Source organism: Rhodococcus sp. NPDC059968, assembly GCF_042738615.1.
In the GTDB taxonomy this organism is placed as follows: Bacteria; Actinomycetota; Actinomycetes; order Mycobacteriales; family Mycobacteriaceae; genus Rhodococcus_F.
Genome location: NZ_JBHWUE010000029.1, coordinates 68,897 through 84,974, shown reverse-complemented (window position 1 = coordinate 84,974; position 16,078 = coordinate 68,897). Strand labels below are relative to the sequence as shown.

Below are 16,078 nucleotides of genomic sequence, written 5' to 3'. Positions count from 1 at the left end.
AACCGGGTTACGGGATCAGTAGCCGCTGGCGGGGTCGATGACCGCGGCGAGGGCCTGTCCGCGGGCGAAGCGGGACACGTTGTCGCTGACGTGCTGGGCGAACGCAGGTGCCAGCGCGGACGGCGGGTTGGCCACATGCGGGGTGATGATGGCGTTCGGGAGGGTCCAGAGCGGGTGACCGTCGGGCAGCGGTTCGGGTTCGGTGACGTCGAGCGCGGCGCCGCCGATCCGACCCTCGGTGAGTGCCTCCACGAGGGCATCGGTGTCGATCAGCGAGCCACGGGCAATGTTGACCACCCAGGCCGTCGACTTCATCTGCGCGAGCTCCTGTGCACCCAGCAGGTACTTGGTCTGGCCCGTGGCGGGTGCACCGAGCACCACGTGATCCGCCCGACCCCAGACCTCGGCCGTGCGCTCCGCCGGCAGAGTCTCGACGGCGCCGGGAACCGTTCTGCCGGAACGGGTCACGGCAAGGGTGTGCGCACCGACCGCCGACAGGAGCGGGATCAGCGCGCGCCCGATGCCACCGCAGCCGACGATCGCCACGAGTGAACCGCGCAGGGTCCGGACCTGCGCCCCGAAACCCGCCTGGTCCCAAGACGTTGCCGCGAGTTGACCCGGCAGCGCCCGCACGCCGGCAAGGAGCAGTGCCAGGGCATGCTCGGCCACACTGTCCGCGTACGCGCCTGCTGCGGACGTCCACACTCGATCACTGCCTGCGTCGACGACACCGGACTGGAACCAGGATTCGACACCCGCCGACGGCAACTGCACCCACCGGACTTGCGTGGGCAGCGTCGGGAAGTCGCTCGGCGCCCCCGTCCAGACGACGGCGTCGGCGTCGTGCAGCCCGGTCAGCTGCCCTCCGCCCGCCGTGATGGCGTCGACGAGAAGCGGCGGCTGATCGGGGCCGAGATGCACGGTCGGGGTGGACGTTGCAGTGGATGAAGACATGGGTATCCCTCGAAGGGTCGGGCCCGGGGCTGTTCAGCGGAAGTCGAGGACGACCTTGCTGGCCTGGGTGCGGTCGCGGGCGACGGTGAATGCTTGTTCGCTCTGATCGAGCGGGAAGCGATGGGTGAGAACGGGTTCGACGGGGAGCCCGGAGGCGAGCAGTGCCAGTGCGTCGTCGAACTCCGAGCCGAAGCGAAATGCTCCGACGAGCTCGATCTCCTTGGTGACGAGAAGATTTCCGGGGAAGGTGACGTCGCCGGGCGGGAGCAGACCGAGTTGCACGACACGACCGCCGCGGCGGACGGCGCGGACACACGCGCCGAGAGCGGCGGGCGCACCGGAGGCTTCGACAGCGATGTCGATGTCGGTCGGCGCCGCGTCGGGGTCGTCGGCCCGCACGACCGCGGTTGCGCCGACAGCTCTGGCTACCGCGAGGGTTTCGGGGACGAGGTCGGACACGATGACCTCCCGGGCGCCCGCCGCGCGCAGGGCAGCGACGGCGAGACACCCGATGGGTCCTGCGCCGGTGACGAACACCGAGCGGCCCGTGACGTCTCCTGCGCGGGCGACGGCGTGCAGTGCCACGGACAACGGCTCCGCCAGTACCGCGGTTTCGAGGCTCAGCCCGTCAGGGAGCGCACGGATCTGATGGGCGGGCAGCACGATTCGCTGGGCGAAGCCGCCCTGCACGTGCGGGAGGCGGGCCGCGCTTCCCAGGTACCGGGTGTCACGGCACACGTTCTCGCGGCGGTCGAGGCATTCGGGGCACTTGCCGCACGGGGTGGCGGGGTGCACGGCGACGGGTGTGCCGGCCTCGGGGCCGTCGACCCCGTCCCCGAGTGCGGCGACGGTGCCGACCACCTCGTGTCCGAGGACCATCGGCTCCCGGACGAGGAAGTCGCCGACGCCGCCGCGATGGGCGTAGTGCAGATCGGACCCGCAGACGCCGCCGTAGGCGACGTCCACCGCAATCTGACCTCGCCCGGGCGCCGGGACGTCGATGTCCTCGACCCTGAGGTCGTGTGCTCCGTGTACGACACAAGCCCGCATGTGTTCTGCGCTCCGCTCTTCGATGAAACTCGGTGTGGTCTCTAGACGACCGCGGTCATACCGCCGTCGACGTACAGAATCTGGCCGTTCACGAAATCCGATGCGCCCGAGGCCAGGAACAGCAGGGCACCGACCAACTCGTCGGGGCGGCCCCAGCGTCCGGCCGGGGTGCGCCCCGCCAGCCAAGCGGAGAAGTCGGCATCCTGGACCAGGGCCGAGGTCAGTTCGGTGTCGAAGTAGCCCGGCGCTATGGCGTTCACGCACAGCCCGTGCGGTGCCCAGTCCGCACACATTCCACGGGTCAGCATCTTCAGGCCACCCTTGCTCGCGGCGTACGGTGCGATACCGGGCCGGGCGAGATCGCTCTGGATCGAGCAGATGTTGACGATCTTCCCGACCCCGCGTTGCACCATCGCGCGGGCGAATTCACGTCCCACGAGGAACGCACTGGTGAGGTTGGTGTCGAGTACCCGCCGGAAGTCGTCCTCACTGAATTCGAGGAGCGGACTGCGGTGCTGTACGCCGGTGTTGTTCACCAGGATCCGGACGGGGCCGACTTCTTTCTCGATCGCGGTCGCGGCGTCGGCGACCTGGGCCGCGTCGGTGACGTCGAACGCGTAGGCGAACACGTTCGCCCCGGTGCGTTCGTGGATCTGCTTGCGGGCCAGCTCGAGCGCGTCGGAGTTCCGGCCGTTGAGTACGACGACGGCACCGGCCTGTGCGAGTCCTTCTGCCAGGGCGAAGCCGATTCCTCGACTCGATCCGGTGACGAGCGCGATCTGATTTTCGATGTCGAACGCGGGGTGGCTGGTCACGCTGGTCCTCCGATGAAGGTCGGCCGGTCCTGATCCGTGTGCAGTCCACTCGCGTCGAGTGCTGCCCGGGCCAGGTCGGCGGGAGTCTGTAGGGCCTCGAGTTCGATCCCGATTTCGCCGGGCTGCAGTCGCTCGAGGATCGCGAACTGGGAGTCGAGGAGGCTCGTCGGCATGAAATGGTCGGTGCGGGCGTTCATGCGTCCCGCGATGAGGTCCCGGTCGGCTCGCAGATGAACGAAGAAGATCGGTGCGCCACCCGACCGGAGTACGTCCCGGTAGCGCCGTTTGAGCGCGGAACAGGCAATTACGCCGGGAATCCCGGTTTCGGCGCCAGCGGCGAGCCATCGGGCGATGTCCTCGAGCCACGGCCCGCGGTCGTCGTCCGTGAGCGGGATTCCGCGGCTCATCTTGTCGATGTTCGACGCGGGATGAAGTTCGTCGGCCTCGCCGAGCCGCGCCCCGGTGATCTCGGAGATGGCCTGAGCCACCGAGGTTTTGCCGCAGCCGGCGACCCCCATCACGACGATCTGCGGGGCCGTCACGTTCTGACCCCGTTGGACCAGGACCGGGACAGGTCCTGCTCGCCGCGGGCGGCGGCCCAGCCGGTCAGGGCGCCGCGCAGTGCGGCGAAGAGCTGGGTGCCCACCTGCTCGGCCGACAGGCCCACCGTGTTGAGCAGGTCGAAGATCTCTCGCGGGTCGAACAGGAGGTTCCAGAGGAACAGGGCCTCGTCGCCGATGTCGGCGATGCCGAGCTCTCGCGCCGACTGCTGCAGTGGCTCGAGCAATGCTTCCGCCTGCACGGTCAGGTAGTAGGTGTCCTCGCGCAGCCGTTCCAGGTAGCCGTGCCGCGACCTGGTGGCGACCATGGCCTCACCGTGCTCGACGACGAGTCCCACCCAGCACCGGCAGAGCTCCTCGAGCCGTTCCAGTCCGACCGTGTCGAGCGTGCGCGCGTAGTCCCGCATCCGGCAACCGACCTCGAACCGGTACTCGCCGAGAATGTGGTCGACCGAACTGAACTGGCGGTACGCGGTGGCCGGCGAGACCTCGGCGGCCTTGGCGACCTCGGTCATGTTGACAGGCTCGTCGTTGCCGGAGGACAACTTGACGGCTGCCTGGATCAGGCTGCGCCGATTCCGTTCGGTGTCACTGCGCATCGGCTTCTTGGCCATCGTCATGATCCTCTCCCTCGTTCCTACGCCAGCGAGGCCAGCCCGCGCGCCAGCCGGGCCACGCCTTCGGTGATCGCCTCCGAACTCGCAGCGTAGGACAGGCGCAGGTGACCTTCGCCGTGAGCGCCGAACTCGCTGCCGGGCCGGACCGCGACGCCGTGCTCGCGGAGGATCCGCACGACCTCGACGGAGGGGACGTCGGCCGAGTATTTCGGGAAGAAATAGAAGGCGCCCTCGGGGTCTCCCACCTCCAGCCCGGGAACCTGGGACAGGGCGTCACGCATGAGGATCCGACGCGCCCGGTAGGCCTCCCGCATGGCGGCGACGTCGTCGGCGCAATCGGTGAGCGCGGTGAGGGCGGCACGTTGGACGGCCGTGTTGACCGAACCGTTGTTGCTGTTGTGCACCCGGGCGCAGGCGGCGACGACCGCACTCGACCCGGCCAGGTATCCCACCCGCCACCCGGTCATGGCGTAACTCTTCGAGAAGGTTTGGCAGTACAGGGTTCTCTCGACCAACTCGGGAATCTGCAGTGCCGAGGTGAAAGGCTCACTGCCGTAGACGAGTTCGCTATAGGCCTCGTCGGCGATCACCAGCGTGTCGGACTTCCGGAGGATCTCCCCGAGTACCTCGAGTTCCTTGGTGCGGTGCACGACGCCGGTGGGGTTGGAGGGGTTGCAGAACACGAAGAGCTTCGCGCCGGCGAGTGCAGCGGCCAGCGAGTCGAGGTCCCAGTGCAGGTCGTCCTGCAGCGCCACCGGCACGCACACGCCACCGGCCAGATGAACGAGATCCGCGTACAGCGAGTAGGTGGGGTCGGGAATCACGACCTTGTCTCCCGGGTTCACGGTTGCGAGGATCGCCGCCGCGAGTCCGCCCGTACCGCCGTGGGTGACGAGAATCTGATCGGACCCGAAGGTCGTTCCGGCGAGTGCGCTCACCTGGTCCGCGACCGCGGCGCGCAGATCGGCGTCGCCGAGCTGGGCGGCGTAGTGGGTGTGGCCGGCCTCGAGTGCAGCGGCTGCCGAGCGACGGATCCGCTCCGGGGTGTCGAAATCGGGTTCGCCCATGGCGAGGGACACCATGTCACCGCCGGACTGTGGCTGCTGAGTCCGGAGTGAGGCTTCTTCGACCCGGATCACCGCGTCCGAGGGGGCAAAGTTGATCACAGGTCTACCGATCCTTCCGAAATCTGCACGATCTCAATTGAGCACTGCATCGCATATGCGAATAGTTTCTCATCTGTCTTGGTGCGCGTCAAGGGCTCTCAGGATGTCTTCCGGCGCTCCCTTCCACCGGCTGACCTCGAGATCGCCGGAGATGTCGCGCTGACGGGTCGGGGCGATGACGAGTTCGGGGATGACCGTCCGCGACGGGAGTGTGGCGGCGAGGTGCACCGCGCGGGCGACGTCGTCGGGTTGGACCATGGCGTCGCGCACGTCCTGGCTGGGCGGGTTGGCCCGGTTGTCCATGATCGGGGTGCTCACTTCGCCGGGCAGGATGCAGGTGGCGCGGATGCCGTCGTTGCGGAACGTGTTGTGCAGGTAGGTCATGAAGTTCCGGACGCCGGCCTTCGCGGCGCCGTACGCCGCACCGCCCAGCAGATTGGGATTAGCGGCGGCCAGTGAGGATACGGTGACGATCGTGCCTGCGCCCCGCTCGAGCATGCTGGGCAACACCGCCTGAGTCAGCAGATACACGGCGGTGAGATTCACACCGAGGATCTCGTTCCATTCGTCCTCGCTCGTCCACCGGACGTTGAGCACCCTTCCGCCCGCGCCGGCATTGTTCACCAGGATGTCGATCGGACCGGCCTCGCTCTGCACCGAATGGATCAACGAGTGAATCTGCTCGCTGTCCTCGATGTGCGCCGGCTTCACCAGTGCGGCGCCGCCGGCCTCGGTGATCGCGGCGGCGACCTCGGCGAGTACCGCCTCCCGGCGGCCGACCAGGACGACGGTGGCGCCCTCGGTCGCGAGCTTGATCGCCGATTCCCGGCCTATCCCGGTTCCGGCACCGGTGACCAGGGCAATCTTTCCGTCGAGCAATCCCATTTCGGGGTCCTTTCGTGTCGTGCGCCGAGAAACGGCGAGGGGCCGGGGCGGATACCGTCGGTGGTCTCCGCCCCGGCCTGGTCGTACGAACGCCGGGTCTACGTGTCCTGCAGGGGCCGGCCGGCGGTTTCGACGAGCTTCAGCGCCGTCAGCGCGGTGATGATCGCCGTCAGGATCACCGCGTACGCCGGGATGCTCTTGTCGCCCGTCAGTCCGATGAGCCAGTTCATGACCAGTGGGGCGCTGCCACCGAACACGACGGTCGTGATGTTGAACCCGATGCTGTACGCGCTGTAGCGCACGTTGGTCGGGAAGAGTTCGACGAGCTGGACCTGGATCACACCGGCATGTCCGGCGAACAGTGCGGCGAGAATGATTCCCGCCAGCGCCGCGGTGCCGAGGTTGCCCGTCGAGATCATCTGGAAACACGGGTAGGACGCAAGGCCCATGGCGATCGCGGAGTACAGCAGCACCGGCTTGCGCCCGATGCGGTCGGAGAGCCGCGCTGCGTAGGGGATCGCGACGAGGATCGCCACCAGGCTCACCGCGGTCACCAGCAGTCCCTGGAGCTGGCTGAAACCCTGTTCCTTCTTCAGGTAGGTCGGCATATACACGAAGAGGATGTAGTAGCCGGGGCCGTTGAGCGCGGGAAGCGCGATGGTCATGGCGATGGCCTTCAGGTGCCGCTTCGAGGTGAGCGCCACCTTCAGCGGGTTCCGTTCGACCACCTTGGCCTCACGCAGGGCCTGGAATCGCGGGGTGTCCTCGAGCCGGTTCCGGATGTAGAAGCCGACCAGACCCATGGGCACTGCCAGCAGGAACGGGATGCGCCACGCCCAGGATTCGAGCACGTCCTGGCCCAGCAGCTGGATGATCGCGCTGGAGATCAGGCTGCCCGCCAGCAGTGCCGCGAACGAGCCCATGGGCAGCCAGCAGGTGGTGCGGCCACGCTTGTCGTCGTCGGCGTACTCGCCCACGAACGACATGGCGCCCGACGCCTCGCCGCCGGCGGAGAAGCCCTGGATCATCCGCATGCAGATGAGCAGGATCGGCGCGGCCCAGCCGATCGTCTCGAAGCTCGGAATCATGCCGATGGCAGCGGTGGAACCGGAAATCATCAGCAGCAGGAAGGCGAGGAGAGTCTTACGGCCCAGCTTGTCGCCGAGGTAGCCCGAGATGACACCGCCGAAGGGCCGCACCAGGAAACTGATGAGGAACCCGACGTAGGTGAGCATGATGCCACCCGAGCTGCCGTTTCCCGGGGCGAACACGAGAGCGACGGTGGGTACGAGCAGACCGTAGATGCCGTAGTCGTACCACTCGACGAACGAGCCGATACCCCCGGCGATGGTGACCTTCTTGACTACCTTCCGGTTGTCGGAATCGGTCGCGGGTGGATTGGTGACAGTCATGACCTTGCGTTCCCTTTCTCCGGGATTATCGCTGATGTGGCGGACACGGGCATCTGTCAGCTGAAGGTCGCCGCAGCGACCTCGGCGTCCAGGGCCTCTTCACGCGCGACCACCGCGAGAACGGCGTCGAGCACTTCGCGGGCACGTGCGGGCGGAATGACGATGATGCCGTCGCTGTCGGCGCAGACGATGTCACCGGGATGGAAGACGACGCCGCCGATCGCGACGTCCTCACCGATCACGCCGGGTCCGTTCTTGAAGGGTCCGGCCGGGGTCACGCCCCGCGCGAAGACCGGAAAACCGAGGTTCTCGATGGTGTCGCGGTCGCGGACGCACCCGTCGACGACCGCACCGGCCGCACCACGTGCCGCGAAGCGCTGGACGAGGTTGTCACCGATGAGAGCGCGGCCGAGGTCACCCGCGCCATTGACCATGACCACGTCACCGGGCTGGATGAACTCCTGCGCCTTGATGATGGCTGCGTTGTCGCCCGCCGTCGTGAGGATGGGGAGCGCCGTGCCCACGAACTTCGCGCCGGGCCAGATCGGGGAGATGCCGGAGTCGCAGATTCCCAGGCGCTCCATCGCGTCGCCGAGATTGGCGACCTGGAATCGGGCGAACTCTGCGACCAGCTCCGGCGCCGGCCGGGTCCAGCCGGCGGAGATGCGGAGTTGTGCGCCATCCAGTTCAGACATCGGGGCTTCCCTTCGGTTCATCTCGACTCGCGGGATCAACCACCGACAGAGTGAGAAATGTTTTTCGATTGAGAGCAGCTTCACACTTGGTTATGTCCGCGTCAAGACCTGTTTGTAAAGATCCGGTGACGCGCGCGGCCGATGTGCGAACTCCAGCAAAACAAGGGAGCGTCCAGGCATGCCACTGAGGCCCCGGAGCGGTGCTCCAGGGCCTCGGTACGGTGCGTGGGCCTCAGGCGGTCGGCTGGACCACCCGGGTGTGATGCGGCAGGTTCACGGCGTCGAACACCCGCCGCACCGCCTCCTCCAGCTCGTCGAGGTCCGCCTGCTGCGAGCGGTACGTGGCGATCGCATCTTCCATACTGCTCCAACGGATTCGGAGCTTTTGCCCCGGGCCGGCCTGGCCGAGAACCGACATCGACGAGGACGTCACCACCGCCACGATCGGGTATCCGGCGGTCAGCGACCGCGCTCGCCCGAGGATGATCAGCTCGTCCGAGTGTGGAATCTCCACGCCCCCGATGGGGACCCCGTGGGAGATGATCTCGTCGAGACCCTCGGGGTGCGCGACCGGACCCGACAATCGCAGCCCGACGTGATTCGACCGATCGGTCACCGTGTACTCGGAAGACTCGAGAAGATCCCGAATACCCTCGACTGCAGCCGTTTCCGGACCGTCGGTCACGTCGACGACCCAGCCGCCGCGGCGCCGGTCGGGGATCCTAACCGGGAGCCGGAGCAACGGCTGCTGCGCGTACGGGTGAACGAAGTCGACGTAGTCCGTCCGAAGCCGGACCCGCTGTCCGGCTCCCAGCCGTTGCGGAAAACCCATGCGCGCATCCGGGGCGGCGCTTCCGAGAAAGTGATCGGTTTCCAGTTCCCCGTTCACGCACAGGTAGGTTCGAATACCGTTCCGCACGTTGCGGATCGTGATCTGAGATCCCGCCGGGACGCACAGTGGCGCCCACATCGGAACGGGGTGCCCTGACACCCGGACGTCGGCTGTCGCTCCGGTGACCGCGATCAGCAGATCGGCCGTGACGGTCGCCGAGAACTCGGTGGCCATGATCTCGATCAGCGTGGCGCCCCGGGTATTGCCGACGAGCACGTTGCCGGCGGCGGCGGAGTACTGGTCGGACGCCCCGCTCACCGGCACGCCGAGGTGCTCCGACCCGGCCCGGCCCAGGTCCTGCAGTGTGGTCAGCCAACCCGGTTGCTGGACAATGATTTCAGCATCTGCGGTCATGATGTCAAGGCACCTACCGGTTCGAGAGGACGTCCGGCCAGCATGGACCACTCGGACTCGGAGACGGCCCTGAAACGGAATATGTCTCCCGGCGCGTAGTGGACGACCGGATCACGGTGAATGTCGAACAGAGCGAGCGGAGTTCGGCCGAGGATGCGCCAGCCGCTCGGCCCGGGCGCCGGACCGATGATGGCATTGTGGCCCGCCACCATGACAGCGCCCGCGGCGACGTTGGCGCGGGGCGTCCGGCAGCGGGCCACCGAACCCGGGAATGTGGCACCGTGCATCATGGGTGCAATTCCCGAGCCGAGAACGTCGACGGTCATGGACGCCGACGTGAACAGGTCGACGAGTTCGTCTTCGGTCAGGCCGAGTTCACCGGCGACGAGCGCCAGGTCGGGTCCGTGCTCACCACCGAATACCGTCGGCACCAGAAAATGTCTCGCGGCCGTGTCGTCACCCTCGGTGTGCACGATGGTCCCGATCAGGCGGTCGAGATCGCGCGAGACGTCGTTGTGAACCACTTGGGCGCAGTCGAAACGCACCAGTACCGATTCGAGTCCGCCGACCACGTCGACGACTCCCCGAGGCGTGTCGGTGAGCACCGCCTTCCGCAGCGCACGCGTGACGGCGCGCCGGGTCTCGAGATCCGAACCCGATACCTCGATCATGACCGCAGCGTCGCCGTAGACGATCTGTGTGATTGCCGGCGTTGCGGAGGGCAGCATCGGATCAGACCGTGACGGCGCGAGCTTTGTCGGCCAGCACCTCACGCAGCGGCTTGACGGCCACGTGGGCGGCCACCAACGCGGAGCGCAGCTTGTTCGCGTTGACGATGGCCTCCGCGTTGTCGCCGTGCAGCAGGACGAGGTCGCATTCCTGCGGGATGTCGGTGCCGTGCACAGTGCGCACGACACCCTCCTTCGCCATCCGCACGGTACGGGCAGCCACCTCGTCGGCGTCGTGCAGCAAGGCGCCTGGCTCGGTGCGCAACACGGGGGTGCCGTCGTTCTCGTACCCGCGGTCGGCGAGGAAGACGAGGGCAACCCGCAGTCCCCGGGCGCGCGCTTCGTCAGCGAGCAGGCCCTCCTGCGTGACGACGATCAGTTCCGGGTCGAAGGCAGCGACGGCGTCCGCGACACCCCGGGCGTGCACCGGGTCGGTGACCGTGAGGTTGCCCATCCGGCCGTGCGGGTTGACGTGGCTGAGCGTGCCACCTTGCGCCTTCACGAAAGCGCTCAACGCACCCATCTGGTACAGGGTGTCGGTGCGGATCTCGTCTTCGGTACACGCCATCGCCCGGCGGCCGAATCCGACCAGGTCAGGGTATCCGGGATGGGCACCGATCTCGACGCCCCGCTCGATGCAGGCACGGACCGTCCGCTCCATGACCCGCGGGTCACCGGCGTGGAAACCGCACGCAACGTTGGCCATGGTCACCAGATCCAGCACCGCATCGTCGTCGCCGATGGTGTAGTTGCCGAAGCTTTCGCCGAGATCCGCTACCAGGGCCAGAGACTTGTCAGCCATGAGTTCTCCTCAGAAGGTGTCCAGAGATCCGAGAACTGCGCCGAACGTCGTTGTTGCTGGCCCAGCCGTATCAGATTCCAAATATGCGAATAGGTTCTCATTTTAGTGGTGGGGTGTCAACGGCTCGGCACAATTCGCTCGCGGCAGCGCTACCGCGTGATCGTCGGTCGTCGGGGCGCCGACCTCGAGCCCTCGCCTCCGAACTCACTCCGTTGCGTGTCCCGTCAGCTCGGACCTCTGCGTCCGACGAGATGAAAGACGCGATTGAGTTGGCGGTAGGGATCTCGTCGGCCGGCTTCGAGTTCGACCGCGGCCGCCGCTTCCACCTGCTTCGAATCGTTCGGGTCCAACTGGGCTCCACTGAAATCGAGCCAGTCGACGAACAGCCATACCCCATACCAGCGCACTGGCTCCACGCCGCGGCTCCGCACGAGTTCGCTGAGTTCCTCCACCGTGTCGGCGCGAGTCGGCACCCCCAGCAGCCCGATCCAGGTACCCGAGCACGCCATGGCAGCCGCTGGAGTCGCTGGAGTCGCTGGAGTCGCTGGTGAGCTTTGTCCAGCATCGCCGACGACGGGTCGAGCAGTGTCACGACATTCCGGCAACGACGCCGTGCGCCGCATTCAGACGCCTGCGGGCGCCAGGACGATGTCGAAACGCGCTCGCGCCCAGGGCTGGTCGCCGAGTCTGCGGCCGTCCGGGGTAGGTGTGCCGGGCGCCTGCGCCGCAAACTCCTTGATCAGGGAGTCCTTGACGCCGAAGACGCTGTCGCCGATCTCGATCTGCGGGTCGCCTTCGACGAAGATGTGTGTGACCAGGGGTCGCAGACCGTCGGCGGTGACCATGAAGTGCAGGTGCGCCGCGCGGACCGGAGAACGGCCCACGGCCTCGAGCATCTTGCCTACCGGCCCGTCGTGCGGGATGGGGTAGGGAACGGGTGTCAGTCCCCAGAATCGGTACTGCCCTTGGTCATCGGTGGATAAGTGCGCTCGACCGGCAACCCGTTCGTCGGTGTATTGCACGTCGTAGTATCCGTCTTCGTCGCACTCCCATACCTCGATGCGGGCGCCGGCCACAGGGTTGCCGTCGGTGTCGGTGACGGTGCCTTCGACCCAGCACGGCTGTCCCGTTGCGCCACCGGCGATATCGCCGCCCAGCGGGATCTCGGGTGCGTCGTCGACGAAGAACGGACCGAAGACCGTCGCGTCGGTGGCGCCCTTGTGTGCCTGGTTGTTGACGGCGATGGTCTGCATGGATGCGCCGAGCACGTCGGAGAGCAGGACAAATTCCTGGCGCTTGTCGTCGGTGATGTGTCCGACGGCGGTAAGGAATTCGATCCCCTTGTTCCATTCCTCCTCCGTCAGGCGCACGTCGCGGATGAATGCGTGCAGGTGCCGGGTCAGCGACTGCATGACTTCCTTCAGTCGCGGATCGGGGGTGCCGTCGAACGAGGCGACGACGGTGGCGACGAGTTCGTCCTCGAGCGCCTGCTGCTGCGGGCTGATCGATTCAGCGGTGTCGGTGGTCATGATCGGTGTTCCTTTCACAGCACAGGGGTGGCGCCTGCGTGGGCTGCACGCAGGAGAGCTTCGAGATCGGTGGCGGTCACCGGGCGGGGATTCGAGTCGGGGACGAAGGGCAGGATCAACTCGACGGCCTCGGGAATCTGCGTCTCGTCGAGGCCGTAGTCCTTCAGGGCGCGGGGGGCGTCGAGCGTCTCCCGTAGAGCGTCGAGTCCCGCGACAGCTGCGTCGGTTCCGAATGCCGCGGCGATTCTCCGCTCCGCCTCGGGCGCAGCGGGGGCGTTGAAGGCGAGCACGTAGGGCAAAACCGTCGCATGGGTTTGGGCGTGGGGCAGGTCGTAGGCGCCGCCGAGAACGTGGCAGATCTTGTGATGCAGACCCGATCCCGCGGAGGCGAACGCGACCGCGGACAGGTAGGCGCCGTACAGGGCCTGCTCACGTCCGGTCAGGTCCTGCGGATCGTTCTTGATCGCGGGCAGTCCCTCGGCGAGCGCCCGGATGCCTTCGGCGGCCAGCGCACGGTTGATCGGGTCGGTGCGCGGCGCCCACATCGAGTCGATGCAGTGGGCCATACCGTTGAGGCCGGACGCGACCGACAGCTCGACCGGGAGCGACAGCGTCAGGTGCGCGTCGTAGATCACCGTCACGGGCAGCACTTTGTCGTCCACACCGGTCGTTTTGCGGGCGGCCTCGGTCAGGCCCCAGACGTTGGTGGCCTCGGAGCCGGCGTACGTGGTGGGCACCGCGACGATCGGCAACCCCGTCGTCAGGGCGACCGCCTTGGCCAGGCCGGTGGTCGAGCCACCACCGATACACACCAGCAGGTCGATCGAGTTGTCCGTCGCAACCGCACGGGCCGATTCGGCCTTGGCGATCGGGACGTGCGGGGCGACGTCGTCGTGGAACACGGCCACATCGATGTGCTGTGTGACCGCCTCCGCGGTCGCGGCTTCGGAGCGTGAGGCGATGACCATGACGCGCCGGGCGGCGAGCCGGGCCACTTCCGCCGCGACGTTGTCGGCGGCGCGTCCGGATCCGAACAGCACCCGCTGTCCGAGGGTGACGTGATCGAAATTCAGATTCATGGGGATAGCTCCCTTCATCGGGTCGCGACCGGTGCGCGATCGGTGGCGGTCAGGTGGAGCCCGTCGAGAATCGTGTCGAGCGATTCCCGCAGTGTTGCCGCATCGGCTGCGGTGGCCGCGACGTAGAAATCTGGGCGCAGGATCACGAAGTCGGCGCCGATCTCATCGAGCCACCTCTCGTAGGTGCCGTCCACGTCGACCACGTCGCAGTCCGTACCTGCCGTCCCGATCCGGACACAGCGTCCGTCCAGACTTTCCCACAGTCGGCGCTGCCCGTCGGTGAGCACGTCGGCAACGGATGCGCCGCGGCCGATCACGGTCCAGCCGCGGCCCGCGACGTCGTCGAATCGGCCCCGTCGACCATCCGCCTCCACGATGCCCTGGACGGACAGTTCCCCGGCATGTGCGGTGCCGGTGTGCCACAGCCCCGGACCGAGCGAGGCGATGTCGGTGTCGACCGGGGTGCCGTCGGAGACGGCGAGTTCGGCGATCATCTGCCGATCCCGGACGGCCGCGTCGTCGGCGTCGGCAATGCAGATGATCTTGCCCAGGCGCATCGAGAAGTCGATGTAGTGCTGGACGTGTCCCTTGCGTTCGGTGCCGTAGGAATCGAGCACGTTTTCGCCGGACTTGCCGGACAGCACGAGATCCAGGCGCCACGCCAGGGCCACCGCATCCCGAAGGCCGGCGCACATGCCCTCGCCGGCGAACGGCGGCATCAGATGCGCCGCATCGCCTGCGATCAGGCCGCGACCGTTGCGCCACGTCTCCGCCCACCGTGCCTGGAATCGGTAGACCGCCGAACGCTCGAGTTCGGCGTTGGCCGGGGTGACGCCCCACGGCTCGAGCAGACGCCACGCGGACTGCTCGGAGGCGAGTTCAACGGGGTTCTCCCCGGGCAGCACCATGTACTCCCAGCGGCGGCGGCCGGGGCCGCCCGGGACGATCGTCGTCGGCCGGACCGGGTCGCACAGCTGCCAGTGCTTCGGACCGAGGTCCAGACCCGAGATGTCCGGCATGATCATGTCGAGGATCAGCCAGTCGAAGAAGAACCCGTGGTCGGCGAAGTCCAGGCCCAGTGCCGTGCGGACGAAGCTGTTCGCACCGTCCGCGCCGACGACGTACTTTGCGCGGATCACCTCGGCCGCCGAGTCGCCGTTCGCACCGGTGACCTGCCCGGACAGCACGATCCCGTCGTCGTTCTGGTCGAGGCCGGTCGCCAGCCAGCCGCGCCGAATCGTCACGCTCGGCACGGTCGCGGCGACGTCACGTAGCCGCTTCTCGAGTTCGGGCTGGGAGAACCAGTACCGCGTGCGCCACCCCGATGCTGCGATGGACTTCCAGTCGACCTCGAGGAGAGTTTCCCCTTCCGCGTTACGCCAGTAGTAGAGATCGTCGTGGTACTCGACCGCCGGATCGTTGTCCGAGTCGATGCCCAGAATCGCGAGGATGCGGGCAATTTCGTGGTCGTAGGTGACCGCGCGGGGCTGGTCGTAGGGCTCGGGCCACTTGTCGACGATCGTGACGCGGTGACCGTGCTGACCGAGCAGTACCGCCAGCAGCGCTCCGACGGGGCCACAGCCCACCACTGCCACATCGGCGTCGTACGCGAGGTCCACCTGAGCCGTCTGGGTGTCCGTCATTGCACTTCCTCTTCGAGAGTGAGCTGGGTCATAGGAATGAAGCAATGGTGACATACTCTTCAATAATGAGCAATGCCTCATTTATGGGCCTTTGCTCATCTAGAGGCCATCCCAGTCCTCGCTCGCACGGCGATCGCGTAGCGTTTGCGACGTGCCCACACCGTCGAACAGCTCCGCAACGCCCACTCAGGCGTCGCGCCACCAGCGCCGACGCGAGAAGACCCGTGCACGGCTCATCGACGCCGCGCGCACCCTCGTGGCCGAACGCGGCGTCGACGCAGTAGGTCTGTCCGACATCACCGAAGCCGCCGACCTCGGCGCCGGGACGTTCTACAACTACTTCCACTCCCGTGACGAGATCGTCGAGGCCGTGGCCGAGGAATCGATCGAATCACTCGGCGCCAGAATGGATTTGATGACCGCCGACATGACCGACGCTGCGGAGGTATTTTCCTCGTCGCTGCGTCACCTCGTGCGCCACGCGATCAGCGATCCCCTGTGGGGGTGGTTCGTGGTACGTCTCGGTGTGGCTCATCCCAAGCTCATCGACATTCTCGGCCCCCGGGCCGCGCGCGACCTGCGCAAGGGCGTCGACAGTGGACGATTCACGATTCCCGATGTGGAGATCGCCACGGCATGCGTGTTCGGCGCCCTGCTGTCGACCCTGCATCACGTGGTGTCGGCGCCGACACAGGACCGTACCGACGAAGTCTTCGCCCAGGCGATGCTGTGCATGGTCGGAGTCGTCCCCGACGAGGCACGAGACGTCGCCTCCCGGCCGCTGCCTCCACTCCCCGAGGTTTCAACCGTCCAGTAGCGCTGACCGGCCCGCTACATGCGTGGATCACCCGTCGATGGGTGTTTCTTCGGTGAAGCGCTTACGCACAACGGCGTCGG

Annotated in this window: 17 protein-coding genes; 1 reads left to right on the top strand and 16 read right to left on the bottom strand. The window is 67.1% G+C overall.

Annotated elements, in window-relative coordinates; translation table 11 throughout:
- Positions 1 to 15: 15 nt before the first annotated feature.
- The 16 genes from ACFWAY_RS23265 to ACFWAY_RS23190 form a co-directional block, all read right to left on the bottom strand.
- Positions 16 to 954: a D-isomer specific 2-hydroxyacid dehydrogenase family protein gene (locus ACFWAY_RS23265; protein WP_378512329.1), complete on the bottom strand. Its 939-nt coding sequence runs from the start codon at positions 952 to 954 to the stop codon at positions 16 to 18.
- Between the two features lie 33 nt (positions 955 to 987).
- Positions 988 to 2,004 (bottom strand): L-idonate 5-dehydrogenase, encoded by a 1,017-nt coding sequence (locus tag ACFWAY_RS23260; RefSeq protein ID WP_378451133.1) that lies wholly within the window; start codon positions 2,002 to 2,004, stop codon positions 988 to 990.
- Between the two features lie 41 nt (positions 2,005 to 2,045).
- Entirely contained in the window at positions 2,046 to 2,819 is a 774-nt protein-coding gene (locus tag ACFWAY_RS23255) for a glucose 1-dehydrogenase (RefSeq protein WP_378451134.1), read from the bottom strand.
- Positions 2,816 to 3,337: a gluconokinase gene (locus ACFWAY_RS23250; protein WP_378512345.1), complete on the bottom strand. Its 522-nt coding sequence runs from the start codon at positions 3,335 to 3,337 to the stop codon at positions 2,816 to 2,818. Before ACFWAY_RS23250 ends, ACFWAY_RS23255 begins: the two co-directional genes overlap by 4 nt.
- 20 nt (positions 3,338 to 3,357) lie before the next feature.
- Positions 3,358 to 3,999: a TetR/AcrR family transcriptional regulator gene (locus tag ACFWAY_RS23245; protein WP_378512328.1), complete on the bottom strand. Its 642-nt coding sequence runs from the start codon at positions 3,997 to 3,999 to the stop codon at positions 3,358 to 3,360.
- A gap of 17 nt (positions 4,000 to 4,016) precedes the next feature.
- Positions 4,017 to 5,162 carry a pyridoxal phosphate-dependent aminotransferase gene (locus ACFWAY_RS23240; RefSeq protein WP_378512327.1) on the bottom strand — a complete coding sequence of 382 codons (1,146 nt, stop codon included), beginning with the start codon at positions 5,160 to 5,162 and terminating at the stop codon, positions 4,017 to 4,019.
- Between the two features lie 69 nt (positions 5,163 to 5,231).
- Complete coding sequence (locus ACFWAY_RS23235) at positions 5,232 to 6,047, bottom strand: SDR family oxidoreductase (RefSeq protein ID WP_378451137.1); 816 nt, start codon at positions 6,045 to 6,047, stop codon at positions 5,232 to 5,234.
- A gap of 98 nt (positions 6,048 to 6,145) precedes the next feature.
- Complete coding sequence (locus ACFWAY_RS23230) at positions 6,146 to 7,459, bottom strand: MFS transporter (protein WP_378512326.1); 1,314 nt, start codon at positions 7,457 to 7,459, stop codon at positions 6,146 to 6,148.
- A gap of 56 nt (positions 7,460 to 7,515) precedes the next feature.
- Positions 7,516 to 8,154 (bottom strand): hypothetical protein, encoded by a 639-nt coding sequence (locus ACFWAY_RS23225; protein ID WP_378451139.1) that lies wholly within the window; start codon positions 8,152 to 8,154, stop codon positions 7,516 to 7,518.
- Between the two features lie 232 nt (positions 8,155 to 8,386).
- Complete coding sequence (locus ACFWAY_RS23220; RefSeq protein WP_378512325.1) at positions 8,387 to 9,400, bottom strand: biotin-dependent carboxyltransferase family protein; 1,014 nt, start codon at positions 9,398 to 9,400, stop codon at positions 8,387 to 8,389.
- The gene (locus ACFWAY_RS23215) at positions 9,397 to 10,128 is read right to left on the bottom strand and encodes an allophanate hydrolase subunit 1 (RefSeq protein ID WP_378451141.1); all 732 of its coding nucleotides are present in this window, start codon (positions 10,126 to 10,128) and stop codon (positions 9,397 to 9,399) included. Before ACFWAY_RS23215 ends, ACFWAY_RS23220 begins: the two co-directional genes overlap by 4 nt.
- A 4-nt stretch (positions 10,129 to 10,132) precedes the next feature.
- Complete coding sequence (locus tag ACFWAY_RS23210; RefSeq protein ID WP_378512324.1) at positions 10,133 to 10,930, bottom strand: LamB/YcsF family protein; 798 nt, start codon at positions 10,928 to 10,930, stop codon at positions 10,133 to 10,135.
- Positions 10,931 to 11,154: 224 nt separating this feature from the next.
- The gene (locus ACFWAY_RS23205; RefSeq protein WP_378512323.1) at positions 11,155 to 11,439 is read right to left on the bottom strand and encodes a hypothetical protein; all 285 of its coding nucleotides are present in this window, start codon (positions 11,437 to 11,439) and stop codon (positions 11,155 to 11,157) included.
- 114 nt (positions 11,440 to 11,553) lie between these two features.
- Positions 11,554 to 12,459, bottom strand: a complete 906-nt coding sequence (locus tag ACFWAY_RS23200; protein ID WP_378512322.1) for a dioxygenase — start codon at positions 12,457 to 12,459, stop codon at positions 11,554 to 11,556.
- A gap of 14 nt (positions 12,460 to 12,473) precedes the next feature.
- Positions 12,474 to 13,538: a maleylacetate reductase gene (locus ACFWAY_RS23195; protein ID WP_378512321.1), complete on the bottom strand. Its 1,065-nt coding sequence runs from the start codon at positions 13,536 to 13,538 to the stop codon at positions 12,474 to 12,476.
- Between the two features lie 14 nt (positions 13,539 to 13,552).
- Complete coding sequence (locus ACFWAY_RS23190; protein WP_378512320.1) at positions 13,553 to 15,181, bottom strand: bifunctional 3-(3-hydroxy-phenyl)propionate/3-hydroxycinnamic acid hydroxylase; 1,629 nt, start codon at positions 15,179 to 15,181, stop codon at positions 13,553 to 13,555.
- A gap of 151 nt (positions 15,182 to 15,332) precedes the next feature.
- Between ACFWAY_RS23190 and ACFWAY_RS23185 the strand changes: the two genes are divergently transcribed.
- Positions 15,333 to 15,998, top strand: a complete 666-nt coding sequence (locus tag ACFWAY_RS23185) for a TetR/AcrR family transcriptional regulator (RefSeq protein WP_378512319.1) — start codon at positions 15,333 to 15,335, stop codon at positions 15,996 to 15,998.
- The last annotated feature ends 80 nt before the right edge of the window (positions 15,999 to 16,078 follow it).